Annotated in this window: 14 protein-coding genes; 4 read left to right on the forward strand and 10 right to left on the reverse strand. The window is 35.4% G+C overall.

Annotation, left to right across the window (positions count from 1 at the left end; all coding sequences use genetic code 11):
* The first annotated feature begins 81 nt into the window (after positions 1-81).
* A complete protein-coding gene (locus tag EG342_RS08585) occupies positions 82-909 on the forward strand; it encodes an endonuclease/exonuclease/phosphatase family protein (protein WP_103294301.1) in 828 nt (275 codons plus the stop codon).
* A 4-nt stretch (positions 910-913) separates the two neighbouring features.
* Here the strand turns inward: EG342_RS08585 and EG342_RS08590 are convergent, their stop codons facing one another.
* Positions 914-1,600 carry a response regulator transcription factor gene (locus tag EG342_RS08590; protein ID WP_103294300.1) on the reverse strand — a complete coding sequence of 229 codons (687 nt, stop codon included), beginning with the start codon at positions 1,598-1,600 and terminating at the stop codon, positions 914-916.
* A gap of 12 nt (positions 1,601-1,612) precedes the next feature.
* Positions 1,613-2,941, reverse strand: coding sequence for a sensor histidine kinase (locus EG342_RS08595; RefSeq protein ID WP_103294299.1), 1,329 nt, complete (start codon positions 2,939-2,941; stop codon positions 1,613-1,615).
* A gap of 118 nt (positions 2,942-3,059) precedes the next feature.
* Between EG342_RS08595 and EG342_RS08600 the strand changes: the two genes are divergently transcribed.
* The 3 genes from EG342_RS08600 (at position 3,060) to EG342_RS08610 (ending at position 8,413) form a co-directional block, all read left to right on the forward strand.
* The gene (locus EG342_RS08600) at positions 3,060-3,893 is read left to right on the forward strand and encodes a GLPGLI family protein (protein ID WP_103294298.1); all 834 of its coding nucleotides are present in this window, start codon (positions 3,060-3,062) and stop codon (positions 3,891-3,893) included.
* Positions 3,894-4,069: 176 nt separating this feature from the next.
* Entirely contained in the window at positions 4,070-6,439 is a 2,370-nt protein-coding gene (locus tag EG342_RS08605) for an outer membrane beta-barrel family protein (protein WP_103294297.1), read from the forward strand.
* A 108-nt stretch (positions 6,440-6,547) separates the two neighbouring features.
* Positions 6,548-8,413 (forward strand): M1 family metallopeptidase, encoded by a 1,866-nt coding sequence (locus EG342_RS08610; RefSeq protein ID WP_103294296.1) that lies wholly within the window; start codon positions 6,548-6,550, stop codon positions 8,411-8,413.
* A 35-nt stretch (positions 8,414-8,448) separates the two neighbouring features.
* On the opposite strand, the gene EG342_RS08615 is transcribed toward EG342_RS08610, so the two are convergent.
* The 8 genes from EG342_RS08615 to EG342_RS25620 form a co-directional block, all read right to left on the reverse strand.
* On the reverse strand, positions 8,449-9,834 hold the full coding sequence (locus tag EG342_RS08615) for a phosphatase PAP2 family protein (RefSeq protein ID WP_103294295.1): 1,386 nt from the start codon (positions 9,832-9,834) through the stop codon (positions 8,449-8,451).
* A gap of 135 nt (positions 9,835-9,969) precedes the next feature.
* Entirely contained in the window at positions 9,970-10,968 is a 999-nt protein-coding gene (locus EG342_RS08620; RefSeq protein ID WP_103294294.1) for a zinc metalloprotease, read from the reverse strand.
* 350 nt (positions 10,969-11,318) lie between these two features.
* Complete coding sequence (locus EG342_RS08625) at positions 11,319-12,329, reverse strand: zinc metalloprotease (protein WP_103294293.1); 1,011 nt, start codon at positions 12,327-12,329, stop codon at positions 11,319-11,321.
* Positions 12,330-12,575: 246 nt separating this feature from the next.
* Positions 12,576-13,217, reverse strand: a complete 642-nt coding sequence (locus EG342_RS08630; RefSeq protein WP_103294292.1) for a response regulator transcription factor — start codon at positions 13,215-13,217, stop codon at positions 12,576-12,578.
* Entirely contained in the window at positions 13,214-13,999 is a 786-nt protein-coding gene (locus EG342_RS08635; RefSeq protein ID WP_103294291.1) for a sensor histidine kinase, read from the reverse strand. Before EG342_RS08635 ends, EG342_RS08630 begins: the two co-directional genes overlap by 4 nt.
* Positions 13,978-14,622 carry a hypothetical protein gene (locus EG342_RS08640; RefSeq protein WP_103294290.1) on the reverse strand — a complete coding sequence of 215 codons (645 nt, stop codon included), beginning with the start codon at positions 14,620-14,622 and terminating at the stop codon, positions 13,978-13,980. Before EG342_RS08640 ends, EG342_RS08635 begins: the two co-directional genes overlap by 22 nt.
* Positions 14,623-14,642: 20 nt before the next feature.
* Positions 14,643-15,164 carry a hypothetical protein gene (locus EG342_RS08645; RefSeq protein WP_103294289.1) on the reverse strand — a complete coding sequence of 174 codons (522 nt, stop codon included), beginning with the start codon at positions 15,162-15,164 and terminating at the stop codon, positions 14,643-14,645.
* A gap of 203 nt (positions 15,165-15,367) precedes the next feature.
* Positions 15,368-15,493, reverse strand: a complete 126-nt coding sequence (locus EG342_RS25620; protein ID WP_260232384.1) for a hypothetical protein — start codon at positions 15,491-15,493, stop codon at positions 15,368-15,370.
* Between the last annotated feature and the right edge of the window lie 40 nt (positions 15,494-15,533).

The raw sequence follows: 15,533 nt of genomic DNA on the forward strand, positions 1-15,533 counted from the left end.
AAATTAACATTATTATCATATTCTTAAGACTTCTCTGTCACAGAGAAGTCTTATTTTTGTCTTTTACAGATAAAATAAACTATGAGTTTCAGATTTTCAATTATATTCCTCATGCTTTATGCATTGGGATTTTCACAGGATCTTACCGTAATGAGTTTTAATATCCGTCTTAATGTTGAATCGGATAAAGAGAATGCCTGGCCACAGAGAAAACAGGATGTTGCAGATTTATTAACCTATTATCATCCTGATTATTTTGGGGTTCAGGAAGCTCTTCCCGAGCAGATGAAGGATATCAAAAGCGGATTGAAGAATTATAATTATGTTGGTGTTGGAAGAGATGATGGTAAAGAAAAAGGAGAATTTTCAGCTATTTTTTATGATACCAACAGGCTGGATGTTGTAAAGTCAGGAACGTTCTGGTTATCTGAAACTCCGGAAAAACCCTCAAAAGGATGGGATGCAGCCTTAAACAGAATTTGTACCTATGCCATATTTAAAGATAAAAAATCAAAAAAAGAATTTCTGGCCATGAACCTTCATTTTGATCATGTGGGAAATGTCGCAAGAGTTAAATCTTCGGAGTTGATTTTGAAAAAAATAAAAGAACTTAATCCTAAGAATTTACCTGTAACATTAAGTGGAGATTTTAATCTGACAGATGATACAGAGCCCATCAAAATTCTATCCCAAAATATGAAGGATACTTTCTATCATTCGGAAACGAAACATTACGGACCGGTAGGAACATTTACAGGATTTAACGTTAATGAAATACCCAAAGAAAGGATTGATTATATCTTTACAAACGGTTTCAAAATAAAATCACACAGGCATATCAATGACAGAAGAGAAAGTCTTTTGTATCCGTCGGATCACTTTCCGGTCATTACCAATTTGTCTTTTTAAAAGATTACTGCGTTGGAAAATCTATTTCAAATCCAATTCCTCTGAGGGATTGGATTTTGATTTCCGGGTCATTGCTGAAATACTTACGAAGCCTGCTGATAAAGACATCCAGGCTTCTGCCGGTAAAATAATCATTGGTTTCCCAGAGATTATCCAGAATGTTGTCTCTTGTGATAGCGGAATGATTATGTTGAAGAAAGTATATGATAAGTTCCTGTTCTTTTATAGTCAGACGTACATTGCCCAACGGATGCGTAAGCAGAAGCTTTTTTTTATCTAAAGAATATTGTCCGATTTTTATGATGGATTCTGTAGCAGCCGGTACTGTTCTTTTTAAGATGTTTTTGATTCTTAAAACCAGTTCTTCGGGGTCGCAGGGTTTGGCAATATAATCATCCGCTCCAATTTTCAAACCGGTTAACCTATCAATTTTCTGGTTTTTGGCCGTTAAAAATAGTAATGGAAAATTACTTTTCTCTTTTAATATCATTTTAGCCAGTGAAAATCCGTCAATATTCGGCATCATCACATCCAGAATCCCCATTTGAAAAGGGAAGTCAGTAAGAAGTAGTTGTGAAATATCCTCAGGATTTTGAAACCAGCTGACCTCAAAGTCTTCCAGTTCAAGGTACTGTTTCAGGATCATTCCGAAATCCGGGTCGTCTTCTGCTAATAGGATTTTAGTTTTCATTGGTTGCGATTTTTAAAGAGGCATTTCATAAGGAATTGACAAAGAAAAGGTACTTCCTTTACCCGGTTGGCTGGAAACATTTATTTTACCATGATACTTTGTAATGATTTTATTGACTATATATAATCCGAGGCCAACACCTTTTGTGTTATGAATATTGTTCCCCTGTATCCTGTAGAATTTTTCAAAAATATTCTTTAATTCTTTATTTTCCATGCCCTGACCGTTATCGGATACTTCAATTTCCAGATTTTGTAAAGAATGAGCAATAGTTATGCTGACCCTGGAGGCACCATATTTTACACTGTTTTCAGACAGATTTTTAATGATAGTTTCCATTGAATTTTTGTCAAATGGAAGTTGATTTGAGACTTTATTTTCAAATCTGAAATCAGTTTGAGGATAGGTAAATGCTAGATCCTGCACGAAGAAACTCCAGTCTTCCGGTGTTATTGCAGTAATTTCATCAGAAACCTGATCTTGATGAAGTTGAAGTATCAGGCTTTCGAGCCTTGAGATTTGCCGGTCGATAAGGGGTAGTGTATCCGGGTTCCATTCCTTTTTTAATGTTTTGGAAGCTATTTTTAAGGTGGCAACCGGAGTTTTGAACTCATGGGAAATATTATCTACCACTGTATGAAGAACTTCTACCTGCCTTTGTTGTTTGATCAGATTGTTAATGGTGGAAATATACAACATGAGAACACATGAAAGAAGGAAAATACAGCAGATAATTAATAGGGCAAGCTCTTTAAAAACAATACTTTTAATATTGGTGATTTCAAATTCAATTTGACTTTTAACAAAAAATGTATCCATCCTCTCAATTACTTTTTGATCTGTATCCCTTTTTCTGGATGATGAGGTTTCCCAGCTGCTAGTGTTTGCTATTTTAGGATTTTTGACCTTATCTTTTGTTTCAAAAATAGTAAACGGCCGGTCAATCAGTTTGATGCTGTCCGGGAGGTGGATAATGGAAGTATACTGGATTCTTGTCGAAATCTTGTACCCATCTTTCTGTAGGCGGCTGTCTACATAATTGCTTAGTCTGTTCCTTACTGCCGCTCTGTTTTCTATAAAACTTTGGATGAAATCTTTTTTACTGATTTCTTTATTATAATATCTGACGATGATTTTCTGAAGAGAATCGTCCTTCTTTTCCAGTGTTCGATGACCACGGTCTGCCTTATCGATATAGTTAGTAAGCCCATCGGTAACAGACCGGTAAATATCCCTCTCTTTAACCTGATAGGTTTTATACATAAAATAAACCTGTATTCCCAGCAAGAGTAGGAATAAAGCAGCGAACGTAGGAATGAGATATTTGCTTTTGGGAACCATTAAAACAAAGATAAACCTTTAACTATTTTCAGAAAGTGATTATTTTGATGTTAACTTTTCATTAACCTCGTGAAATATACATTTTTATTAATTTTAAATACTAAAAAAGCGACTTACCATGAAAAAGCAGATTGTTTTTTTTATCCTGATGATAGGAGCTATAATGAATGCCCAGACCCATCGTTTCATCTATGAACTTCAATACAGGCCGGATCCAAATGATACCGGTTATGATAAAGGAGAGCTGGTATTGGATATTAATCCCGAAGAAGTAAAGTTCTACGAAATTGAGTTTTTAGTGAATGATTCTCTTAATCTTGTTCATGGAGATATTTCATCCCAGTACACGAGCTTGTGCGAACAAACCATCATTCGTAAAAGAAATTCCAATAAAAATAAAAACTATTTTCAGATCAGAATGATGCCTTATTATTATGTTTTTGAAACCCAGGATGCTATTCAATGGAAAATAGAGCCCGATACTAAAAAACTGAACAATTATAATTTACAAAAAGCAACCACAACATTTGGTGGAAGAAACTGGACAGCATGGTTTACACCGGATATTAGTATTCAGGAAGGACCGTATAAATTCAGAGGATTGCCCGGATTGATCCTTTATATAGAAGATGATAAGAAAGATTTCATCTATTCTTTTTCCAGAAATATTAACCTTCCTACAACCTATGACACAAAGGGTTTTCTTGAAAAACATTACTCATTGGATCCTATTACTATTGATTTTAAAAAATGGGTAAAGCTGAATCTCGAATTTTATAATGATCCTTATGCAAGAATGAGAACAGAATTTCAACCGGATTGGAATGTGAGAATTGAAGGAAAGCAGATCCGCAATAAAGAAGATTTTGCCGGATTAACGAAGCAGACCCAGAGAAGTATAAAAAAGTACTACAATCCTATAGAACTGGATCGGGCTATTCCTTACCCGTAAAATATCATATATTACTTAAAACCTGAATTTCCTGATTCAGGTTTTTTTTGATTTTAAAGGATAAAAGCATTAACCCATCATTAACCAACTGTTAACCGAAATTCTCCTTTTCAATCTTGAATTTTGTACCGCAGAACAAGACATAAAATGTTCTGTTTTTATTAAAAAATGTAAACATGTATAAAATTCTTCTTTTTCTTTTCTTTCCGATATTTATGCTAGCCCAAAAGCAAAAACTGGAGGGAACGATTGTGAACTCTGAAAATGAACATCTGCCACTTGTCAGTATATCAGTATATAATTCCTCAAACCTGTTGATTAAAGAATTAAAAACTGATAATGATGGAAATTTTATTCTGGAAGGAATCACTGAACAAAATATAAAACTGGTGGTAAAGAATGAAGGCTATTCTTTGTTTGAAAAAAACGTGGATCTTGAAAAATCTGCACCTCTACACATTATTCTTAAAAAAGAATCTCAGGAAATAGAAGGTGTCGTGATGACCAAGCGTAAGCCGCTTGTAAAAAGAAAAATAGACCGACTGGAATTCAATGTGGAAAACAGTAATATTTCATCACTCAATGCCTGGGAGATTCTGAAAAACACGCCTAATGTGACGGTGAATAATAATATTTTGAGTGTGAAAGGAAGTACTGGTATTCTGGTGACCATCAACGATAAAAAAGTGATGCTGACGGGTGACGAGCTCAAAAATCTTCTGGAAAATACTCAGGGAGACGAGGTGAAATCTGTAGAAGTTATCACCAATCCGCCTGCGAAATATGAAGCATCAGGAAGTGCCGTGCTGAATATTGTGATGAAAAAAAATAAAATTGAAGGCTACAGAGGTATTCTTTCATCCAAATACATACAGACTCAATATGCAAAGGGTGTTTTCGGACTTTCCCAATATTATAAAAAAGATAAGCTTTCTATAATGGCAAGCTATTACAAAGGATTAGGAACCTATTATCGTGAAGGAACAGATTACGTAAATTATGAGGAAAGCCGGACAAAATGGATCAGCACAATGAACAGGAAAGATAAGAATATGAGCCAGAATACCTTGAATTTTAATGTGGAATATGAGCTGGACAGTCTCACGAACCTCAGTCTCAATTATTCAGGATTTTTTGCTCCAAAATCGTTCGGAACATATAATGTGCCTACAATAATTTATAATAGCCAGGATGTTGCCGTGTCTGATTATACCACGATTAATGATCACCGGAGCCGTAGCATTAATAATTCTGTTAGCTTTCAGATAGACAGGAAACTGAATAAAAGAAGCAGTTTGTCATGGGTTAATTATTTTACAGGAAATAATGCTAAGAAATATCAGAATGTGATAACCTACCTTAATTTTGCCGGTGAGTCTCCAAGAGAAGATAATTTCCTTACCAATAATAAAGCGGATGTTCAACTGTATTCTACCCAGCTCGACTATCAATGGAAGAATGATAAGCTGGAACTGGAATCCGGAGTGAAGTATAGTTTAGCGAAAACAAACAGTACACTGGATTTCTCTGACAATGAAAATGGAGTGCTGCAATACAGACCCGATAAAAGCAGCATTTTTGATTATAAAGAGCATAATTTTGCTTTGTATTCGTCCCTTTCATATACTCTTGGAAAATGGAATTTTAAAGGAGGGCTTCGTGCAGAAATGACCGATCTTGAAGGAATTGTTTCTGAACCTTATGAACTTAATAAGAATAATTACTGGAAGTTTTTCCCCACTTTCTATGCACAGTATACCACGGAAAGTAAACATGAATTCGGTTTTTCTTATGGAAAAAGAATCAGCAGACCTTCCTATTCGTGGCTGAATCCGGCAAAATCTTACTACAATCTCTTTTCATATTACCAGGGAGATCCAAAGCTGAAGGCTACCATTACTCATAATCTTAATCTTACCTACTCATGGAAAGAATGGAACCTGGATCTTTATTATCGCAAAGAAATTTATCCATCGATGGAAATTTCATATCAGGAGCCCAGCACCAATAGCCTTATCTACTATTTTACCAATATTGAAAAGGGTGAAGCTTTCGGATTGAGTTTATATAAAAGCTTCCAGATAAAGCCGTGGTGGAATTTAATTCTCTCTGAAAACCTTGAACACAATGAAAATTACTTCAAAGGAATTGATGGAATGCTCTACAAAAATAAAGTATGGAACTGGGTTTCTAATATCTCAACAAGCTTTACTCTCGATAAAAGCAATGATTGGAAAATGGAAATAGGACATCGTTATTACTCTCCGGGAATACAGGGCACCTTCAGGATTTCCAGTAACTGGTCTGCCTATTTCGTCATGAACAGAAAGTTTTTTAATAAAAAGCTGGAAGCCAGTTTGGTTGTGAATGACATATTCAGAACGACAGGACAGAAAGTGAGTACCAAATATGCCAATCAGGATAATTATTTCCTGGATTATGGTGATGCACAAGGGTTTACTTTTTCTTTAAAATTTAACTTTGGAAATCAGTCCGTAAAAAATGCCAAAACCATAAAAAAGACAACAGAGCAGGATCGATTGTAGAATAATTTTAATGAAAAAATGATTATCGTAAAATGTTATTGTAAAAGAAATGCCCGCTCCGTGTTACATTTTCGCTATTTTTGATACTTATCTCTAAAAAAGAGCGTTATGAAGAGAATTTTTTCCGGAATGTTGGTGGCGGTTTCATTACTGCAGTTGTCTGCTCAGGAACTGTATATGCCCAGAAATATCAAAAAAGCCTATGAAAAAGGAACCCGTGATATGACAGGAGCACCAGGTAAGAATTACTGGCAGAATAAAGGAGTGTATAATGTAGAAGTAAAAGTAGATGCCGCAACTAAGATTGTTTCAGGAAAAGAAACAATTGTTTATACCAATAACAGTCCGGATAATCTCAATGAACTGGCTATACGATTTGTGAATAATCTTCATAAACCACAGTCTCCAAGATCCGGATTTGTCTCCAATGACTTTTTATCCTCCGGACTTAAAATTAAATCATTTACCGTAAACAATGAAAAATATGACATCAACAGTGATGACTGGGGAACGGTAGAAAAAGTAAAATTAAAATCAGCTTTACAATCCAAATCAAAAGCTGAGGTTAAAATAGAGTGGGAGTATCCGCTTTCCGTACAGAGTGGAAGAGAAGGGCAGATAGATCCTGAAACGTTTTATGTAGCCTACTCATTCCCAAGAATTTCTGTCTATGATGACTATAATGGATGGGATATGCTCCCACATTCAGACAGACAGGAATTTTATAATGATTTTAATGACTATAGTTTTGAAATCTCGGCCCCAAAAAACTATGTAGTTTGGGCAACCGGAGATTTTCTTAACCCTGAAGCAGTACTTCAGCCGGAATATCTGAAAAGATATAAAGCTTCATTAAAAAGCGATCAGGTAATGCACATTGCCACAGAACAGGAAATGAAGTCCGGGAAAGTAACAAAACAAAACAAATGGAATGTATGGAAGTTTAAAGCCAGTCATATTACAGATTTTTGCTTTGCAATGAGTGATCATTATGTCTGGGATGCAGCAAGCGTTCAATTGAAAACAAAAAGAGCCAGCGTTCAGTCCGGATATAAAGCAGGGGCAAAAGATTTTGAACAATATGTAGGCTGGATGCGCTACAATCTTGATTGGTTTTCCAAAAACTGGCCGGGAGTAGAATATCCTTATAACGTAATGACAGCGATCCAGGGATATGCAGATATGGAATATCCAATGATGATCAATGATAGTAGTATTCCGGATGATCTTAAAGATGCCAGGCTTACTGCAGACCATGAAATTGCCCACACCTATTTCCCTTTCTACATGGGCATCAACGAAACAAGATATGCCTTCATGGATGAAGGATGGGCAACAACACTTGAATACCTGATCGGAATTGATGAAAACGGCGAAGTAGCAGCCAAAGATTTTTATAAAAATTTCCGTGTTAAAAGATGGATTAATGATCCATCCACAGAACAAGATCAGCCGGTAATTACCATGAGTACACAGGTAAGCGGTTCCGGCTACGGAAATAATTCTTATGTGAAAGCTTCCTTATCTTACCTGGCCTTGAAGGACTATTTGGGTGACGAGTTATTTAAAAAAGCTTTGCATCATTACATGGATAACTGGAACGGAAAGCATCCGGTTCCGTGGGATTATTTTAATTCTATGAATGCTGGTTCAGGAAAAAATCTGAACTGGTTTTTCCAGAATTGGTTTTATACCAACAACTATATTGATTTAAAAGTAGCAGGAGCTTCCCAGATGAACGATCTGTTGACCGTTAATGTTACCAATGTTGGAGGATTCGCGATTCCGTTTGATACCATATTATCTTATGAGGATGGAACTACGGAGAAACTTCATTTCTCTCCTTCTGTCTGGGAAAAAGATCAGAAAATGACGGATCTTGTGATTCCTATCAAGAAAAAAGTAAAATCAGTACAAGTAGACGGAGATATTTTCATGGATTATACACCGGGAGATAACAGCAAAACTCTATAAAAGTAAAAGCCTTCAGATGATGAAGGCTTTTTTATTTAAAAGTAAGCGGTAAGTCTTAGTCCAAGAGTAAAATAATTGATTCTTTCTTTTGTCAGTAAGTTGTTGAGTTCTTGATTAAGCTGCTCACTGTCTTCCAACGTATCACTGAAATAGTAACGGATGGTAGATTTAATCTGATTATAATCCGAATATAAAGTAATCCCTAATCCAGGGTTGAATTTATAGGTTAAAGATGCTCCGGTACTCCAACGGAAGGCTGGTTTTGGTTTATATCTCGCAATTTGAAGTTCATGAGTAGGAGTGTCGATGTCATTACTTTTTATAAATACTTTTCCACTTGATGTCGCAGAGTAGCCTCCGGTCGCTTTTAGCGTAAGCTGCCATTTATCTGAAAATTCATGAGAATAATAAGGGCCAATTCCTGCACCAAGAAATCCTAAAGACTGCGTGATGATACTGTAGTCCCCAAAATCTTTACCATCATCTAATGTTTCTCTCAATGGTTTAATAGGGAAACTACTGAAGCTAATATCTCCTCCGATACCCCATTTTTTTGAAAAGAAATAGGCTCCTTCCAATCCTCCTTCAAAACCTATCTGTTTGTTATTATCAAGATCAGATTCTTTCAGGAAATTGGTTGTTCCAAAGGCAGAGCCCAGTTTTATAGCAAGGAAAGAAGGATAATCATTCCCTTGAATTCTTGACAGCATACTTAAATTATCACCTTTGTTCTTATAAATTTTATCAATAAAAAAGTAACCCAATTCTGTTGATATAATCCCAATACCTGCACCAGCCAGAACATCGGGAATCCAGTGTCTGTTATTTAAATTCCTTCCCAGTCCGGTAAGGGCTGCTGAACCATAGCCTGCAATACTGTAGGCGGGGTTTACCATTCCGTATTCTTTATGCAGAAAGCTGGCATTGGTGAAAGCCATTGCCGCATGGCCTGATGGAAAAGAATTATTTTTGGAACCGTCAGGACGCTCAACTTTAGCCGTATATTTGATAGAGTTAACTAAAATTCCCATGATGGCTAAACTGGTTACATAAGATAATGTTGCTCTTCCCAGGTTATTCCTTCCTTTTACCCCTGCCAGTTTGAGACCATAAACGGCCGCTGCGGGAGCATACTGAAGATAATCATCATATTTTGCTTTAAAAGTAGGTAAGTAGCGGTTACGAACTTCACGAAGATTCTCCTTTTCTCCCCATGTAGCCGCCGCAGCAGTAAAAAGGATAGCCGGAGCTACAGATTTTTTTACCCATTCCTTTTTAAAAAAAGGTGTTTTAACTTGGGTAATGCTGTCGGAGCTTATTAAAGCCAGATCTTTTTGAAGGTTTCGAGATTGTATGGTGTCTTGCGCATGATAGCAACATAAGTTTAATAATATACCGGTTGCTATTACTATTTTTTTCATCGTTATGGTTCCCTAATTTTAAACGGCGTAAAAATATAAAAAAAATCTATCTCACAGGTTGAGATAGATTCTTTTTAATGAAATAAGTGATTTTTTGAGAAAAATATTAATAAATGGGTATTTTGAAATACACCTTTAGTATAGTCTCAGACCAGATCTTGGACCTGATGATGCCACTACAGCCTGCATTCTTTGTTTTTGGTTGGCTGTAAACATATGCATTACCTTGTCATCCACATAATCCATATAATTCATGAAGATCTGTGAACGGCTAACACCACCACAAACTCTGTTAAGTGGGTAGCTTGGAACACCGAAATTTGGTCCCGGAGAAACAGGAGTGTCATTAGAATAATCAGTTTGACAACCTGCATCACTAGATCCCCAAAGATGTGGAAGATTTAAGTAATGTCCAACTTCGTGGGTAGTTGTTCTTCCTAAATTATAGGGTGCTGCCGTTCCAGAACCGGTTCCGATATAGGGTGCTGCTATTACTACACCATCAAGAGATGCGGTAATCGTTCCCGGATAATATGCATATCCAAGGGTGCCACCGCTCATTTTATTAACAATCCAGATGTTTAAGTAGTTATCAGGAGAAGTGGCAGCGATACCTGTGCTCGAAGATTTCATTTTGTTATCATCCGGATTCCAGGTTGTTGTGCTACTTTGTTTTCTAACGGTTTTTGCTAATTTGAATCTGATTTTTGTATCTCCTGCTTTCACAGGTACAAATTCAGCAGGTGTATTGTTGATATCGGAATTGGTAGCTCCGAAATCTTTGTTTAATACATCAATCTGGGATTGTAAACGGGCATCAGACACATTTTCACTGCTTGTATTGTATACCACATTGAATACGACAGGAATTTCTACAGTACCATCTGCCAGGACTTTACCTACCTTGATATCATTAAGGCGTTTTGAGGTGAATTCTTCAATAGCTTGGACTCTCGCTCTGGCAGCAGGATCTTTTTGTAAAATTTCCTCCCTCATCATATCTGAAGGACAAACTCTTTTACCTGCTAATTGTGATGATTCTGATTCCGGTGCTGCTTGTTCATTAACAGAATTCATGTCGTTGTTACATGATGCCAGAAAAATAATTCCAGCTCCTAATAGGAATTTTTTCATATCAAATTTTTTTTGGTTGGGAGTGTGAAATTAATTCAAATAATTGTGATGTGCAAATATTTTATGTTTTTGTTGGTTTTATGTTATTATTTTTATTTAATTGTTGTGATTATGTTAAGTTAAGTGCCTTTGTCTTAAGATTTATCTTATTAATTTATTTTGTATTTATTCTTTATATAAATTTTCCAGATTAAGTTTTAAATAAAATATTTCTATTCATTTACTTTGTTCATTTTTGCAATTATAATTCTATCGGCTTATAATATTGTTTTAGAGCATAGATAAAAAAATCCCTTCCTAAATTGGAAGGGACTTAATGATTTTTAGTATTAGATTAGTTGTCTTCTTTACTATCTTAATCCTGCTCTTGGACCGGATGCTGAAACTACAGCCTGCATTCTTGTTTTTTGATTCAAAGAGAACATAAACATAGCCCTGTCATCTACATAGTCCATGTAGTTCATAAACATTTGAGAGCTACTTACTCCTCCACAAGCTCTGCTAAGTGGGTAGCTTGGAGCACCGTAATTCGGTCCAGGAGAAACAGGAGTGTCATCAGAATAGTCTGTTAAACAGCCTGCATCGCTTGATCCCCAAAGGTGAGGTAAATTTAAATAATGTCCCACTTCATGTGTAGTTGTTCTTCCCAAATTAAATGGAGATGGAGTACCTGTTTTTCCAATGTATTGGTTAGCTATTACAATACCGTCATACCATAGCCCAGCATTTTCAGGATAGTATGCGTAGCCTAATACTCCTGATCTCCCATATTGATCAAGGATCGAATTGACAACCCAGATATTCATATTTTTGTTAGCATCTGTCGGATCAATTCCTCCTGTGCTGGCTTTTTTCATTTCATTTAGATCAGAACGCCAGTTTGTTTTTGTACTTTTTTTGCGGTTTGTTGCAACCAGTTTAAAACGAACTTTTATATCGCCGGACGCTGAAGGTTTGAATGCTGCTGGAATTTGAGAAACATCCGAATTAGTAGCACCAAAATCTGCATTCAGTACCTCGATTTGTTCTGCAATTCTTGAGTCGGAAATGTTTTCAGTAGTTTTGTTATAAATTACATTAAAAACAACTGGTATTTCAACTGTTCCATCCGCGAGTACTTTGCCCATTGCAATGTTTCTTGAAAAATTTTCAATTTGTAATTCATTCTCATTAAATTTACTTTTTAATTCTGGATTACTTTTAAGAATTTCCTGTCTTATTTCGTCTGATGGGCAAGATCTTTTTAAAGCAGTTGTAGTGACAGAAGCAGCATCTGCCGGTGATTCGTTTTGATTAGGCATATTATCATTGTTACATGACATTAAGCCAAGAGCAAGAGCTCCAAATAATAGTTTTTTCATATCGTAATTTTTTATTAAGGATGTGAAATTATATTATTTGAAATTAATATGCAAATAATTTTATCAATTAATTAAAAATTATTTAACGAATTTTAGTTTTTATTGATTTTGTTTTAAGTAAAACGTGAATGTATTGTATTTTAATCAAATTTATAATTATTTATATTTTATTTCACTTTAGCGTGTGTTTTAATTTAAAAATTATCAACATTCATTTAGCTTTAATGAAATATTTCAACAATTATTTTAGCCGCCAAACCCATTTTTAATGGCAAAAACGGCAAGTCCTACACGGGTTTTTAAATCTAGTTTTTCGCAAAGCTGATCACGGTAGCTTTCTACGGTTCTTGGGCTGCAACACATTCTGTCTGCAATTTCTTTATAGCTGAGCTCAGTTACGGTGTATTTCAGGAATTCTTTTTCCCGCTCGGAAATTTTCACCGTAATTTCGGTTTCCATGTCTTTATTGAGATTGGAGAAGATGATTTTTGAGGCCCATTCCGGGTAGAAAAACCCGTCGGAATTTAATCGGGTTAATGCAGTTTCCAGATCTTTTGGATGTGTATTTTTTAGAAGATATCCTTTTGCTCCGCTTTTGATCATTTTAATGACGCTGTTATCATCACCTTGCATGCTGAGAGCCATGATCTTAATATTGGGATGGTTTTTTGTAAGCCAGGCTGCTGTTTCAAATCCATCCATAATAGGCATGCTGATGTCCAGAAGGATGATGTCCGGGATTGTATTGCCTTCTTCCAATTTCTGGATCAGATCCTTTCCGTTTTCACAAACGTAGATGACTTCAAACTCATTAAAGTTACCAATAATTCCTTCAAGGGCTTTTGCAATAAGTATGTGATCGTCAACAATTACAATAGATTTTTTCATGATTGTTTTTTTAAGGTAATTTTGAGTGAGGTTCCGGTATTTCTTTCGCTTTGCAATTGGTAATCGGCACCGATTATTTCGGCTCTGTTTTTCATATTTGTGAGGCCTATTCCATTTGATTTGGTTTGTGAAGTATCAAATCCGGTTCCGTCGTCATGAATTTTAAGCTCCCAAAGGATATTTTCGGAAGCATTCAGACTGATAAAAATATTTTTACAATGAGCATGTTTTAAACTGTTCTGGATAAATTCCTGTGTAATTCTGAGGAGTACATTTTTATGAACAAAACCTAAATCCAGCTGTTCTACATTATGTTCAAAACTGACATTGCATTTTTTAAAAGAATTGGTATTGTGAACTTCCTCCTGAATCAAAGTTACAATTTCCTTCTGGTTAATATTGTCGTCTGTTAATGTTTTTGAAAGACTCCTGAGGTCCTGTAAAGATTGATTAATAATCTGCGAAACCTGATCAATTCGTTCACTGGCTTCAGGCACTTTATTCTCGTAAAGCATTTGCTGAACATACAAACTTACCAAAGTCAACTTCTGGCCGATATTATCATGAAGTTCCCGCCCGATTTGCTGCATTGTTCCCTGTTGAATTTCCAACTGAGTTGCTAAAAGTTCCTTTTGATGAATTTCATTTTTTATTTCCAATTCGTTCAGATATTCTTTTTTTCGTTGCCGGTAGTTTCTGATATAGATCACTACTGCAACGACAAACATTACAAAAAATATATTGAATAGAATAATAACTATTAAGAGCTCTGTTTTCCCCATATGAATGAAATTGAGAATAGGATATACATAATCACTCCTGATATAAGAAAATAATCAAAATAGACATTCCAGATTTCGAGATACTTTCTCAAGGGAGAGTAGAACGCAAAAAAAGGAAGTGTTCCAATATATGATAAGGTTACTCCCAAATTAATATAAAACATTCTGTTTCTTCCGAAATTAAGAATATTTTGTGAGGTAATTTGTTTATAATATTCCATGACGATCAGAAGCATTAAAATAAGGCAACCAAATGTATAGTTAAAAGCGAATATAATTTTACTTTCTGAAAAAAATAGCTCATTAGGGATGAATGAAAAAAGGTATAGCAATGATAGAATCAGAAAAAGTTTTGGCTTGCCTAAAGATTTTGCTGCATATAACCAATAGAAAAAAATGAACTGAGCAGGCATTACAAAATAATTGTAATATTTTGCTTTTGAAAAGTAGATGAAATTTCCCCATCTTCCAAATGCTTCACAAAGAAAAATGAAGACAAGATAGAACACGAAAAATTTCCAATATTGCTTTTTTACAGTGTTATAATGAAAAAGAGCTACCACTGCAGCAAGCCCTTCAAACCAAAGCATGCTTTTGCTTACAAATTCTTGGAAATCATTCATGTAATATAAGTAATGTTTTATTAAAATAATTCGCCTCTGGAATTATATGGCGGAATAATCTGGCCGTTATTTTCTCCAATTGTATCTTCATCCATCTTTATACCACGCGCATTTAATGCCAAAGCTACCGAATCACGATCTCCTGAAAAGTTGAAATCATAATGATCAGATTCACCCGCTTCGTTAGATTTTTTTACAGTAGGGATTAAAACCAGCGTATGCCTTTCCGCATATTCCTCAGGAACCGGATGTGTTTCCATAATATCCCAGTTTTTGCCATTGGGATAGGCAGCGTAATAGAACCTGATTCCTAAATCTTCTTCTGTAATATCCGGATTTGTTTTTGCTGCCTCACTTTCTATCATCGCAATGAATTTCTTTAGTTTAGGAAGATCAAACCAGATGGAATGAGCATCTTCTATTCCTAAAGCTCCGTTGATGGCACTCAAGTGATTCTGACGGTAATTGTCTATTAGATTTTGGATCAGTTTGGTTGACATTCTGCCAGGTTGTAACGGATCATTCGTAGATTCTGTTTTCATAGCTTAGTTGTTTACGATAAGTATATGTGATCTGCAAATTTCGTAAAAAATATGGTAGAAAATCAATTCATAGATAGGGAATTATACTATTTATTTTCCGTGATTTTACGGATTGTTTATTAATATATTAACAGGAAGGTCGAAAAATGAATAATATCATTAAAATGGCAATAAAAAAACGGAGACTTTTCTCCGTTTTACATTTAGATGCAGATATATCTTCTAGGGTCTCTGCAGATATAACCGTCTGCACAACATAGTCCCGGAGGACACATCATGTTGACATCACAACTCATAAGTTCGGCAGTTCCGCCTTCGATTTTCTTCAAATCGTTTCTTTTTAACTTTTTCATACTGATTTTGTTTTAG

Origin of the sequence: Chryseobacterium lactis, from assembly GCF_003815875.1 — a bacterium.
GTDB lineage: Bacteria > Bacteroidota > Bacteroidia > Flavobacteriales > Weeksellaceae > Chryseobacterium > Chryseobacterium lactis.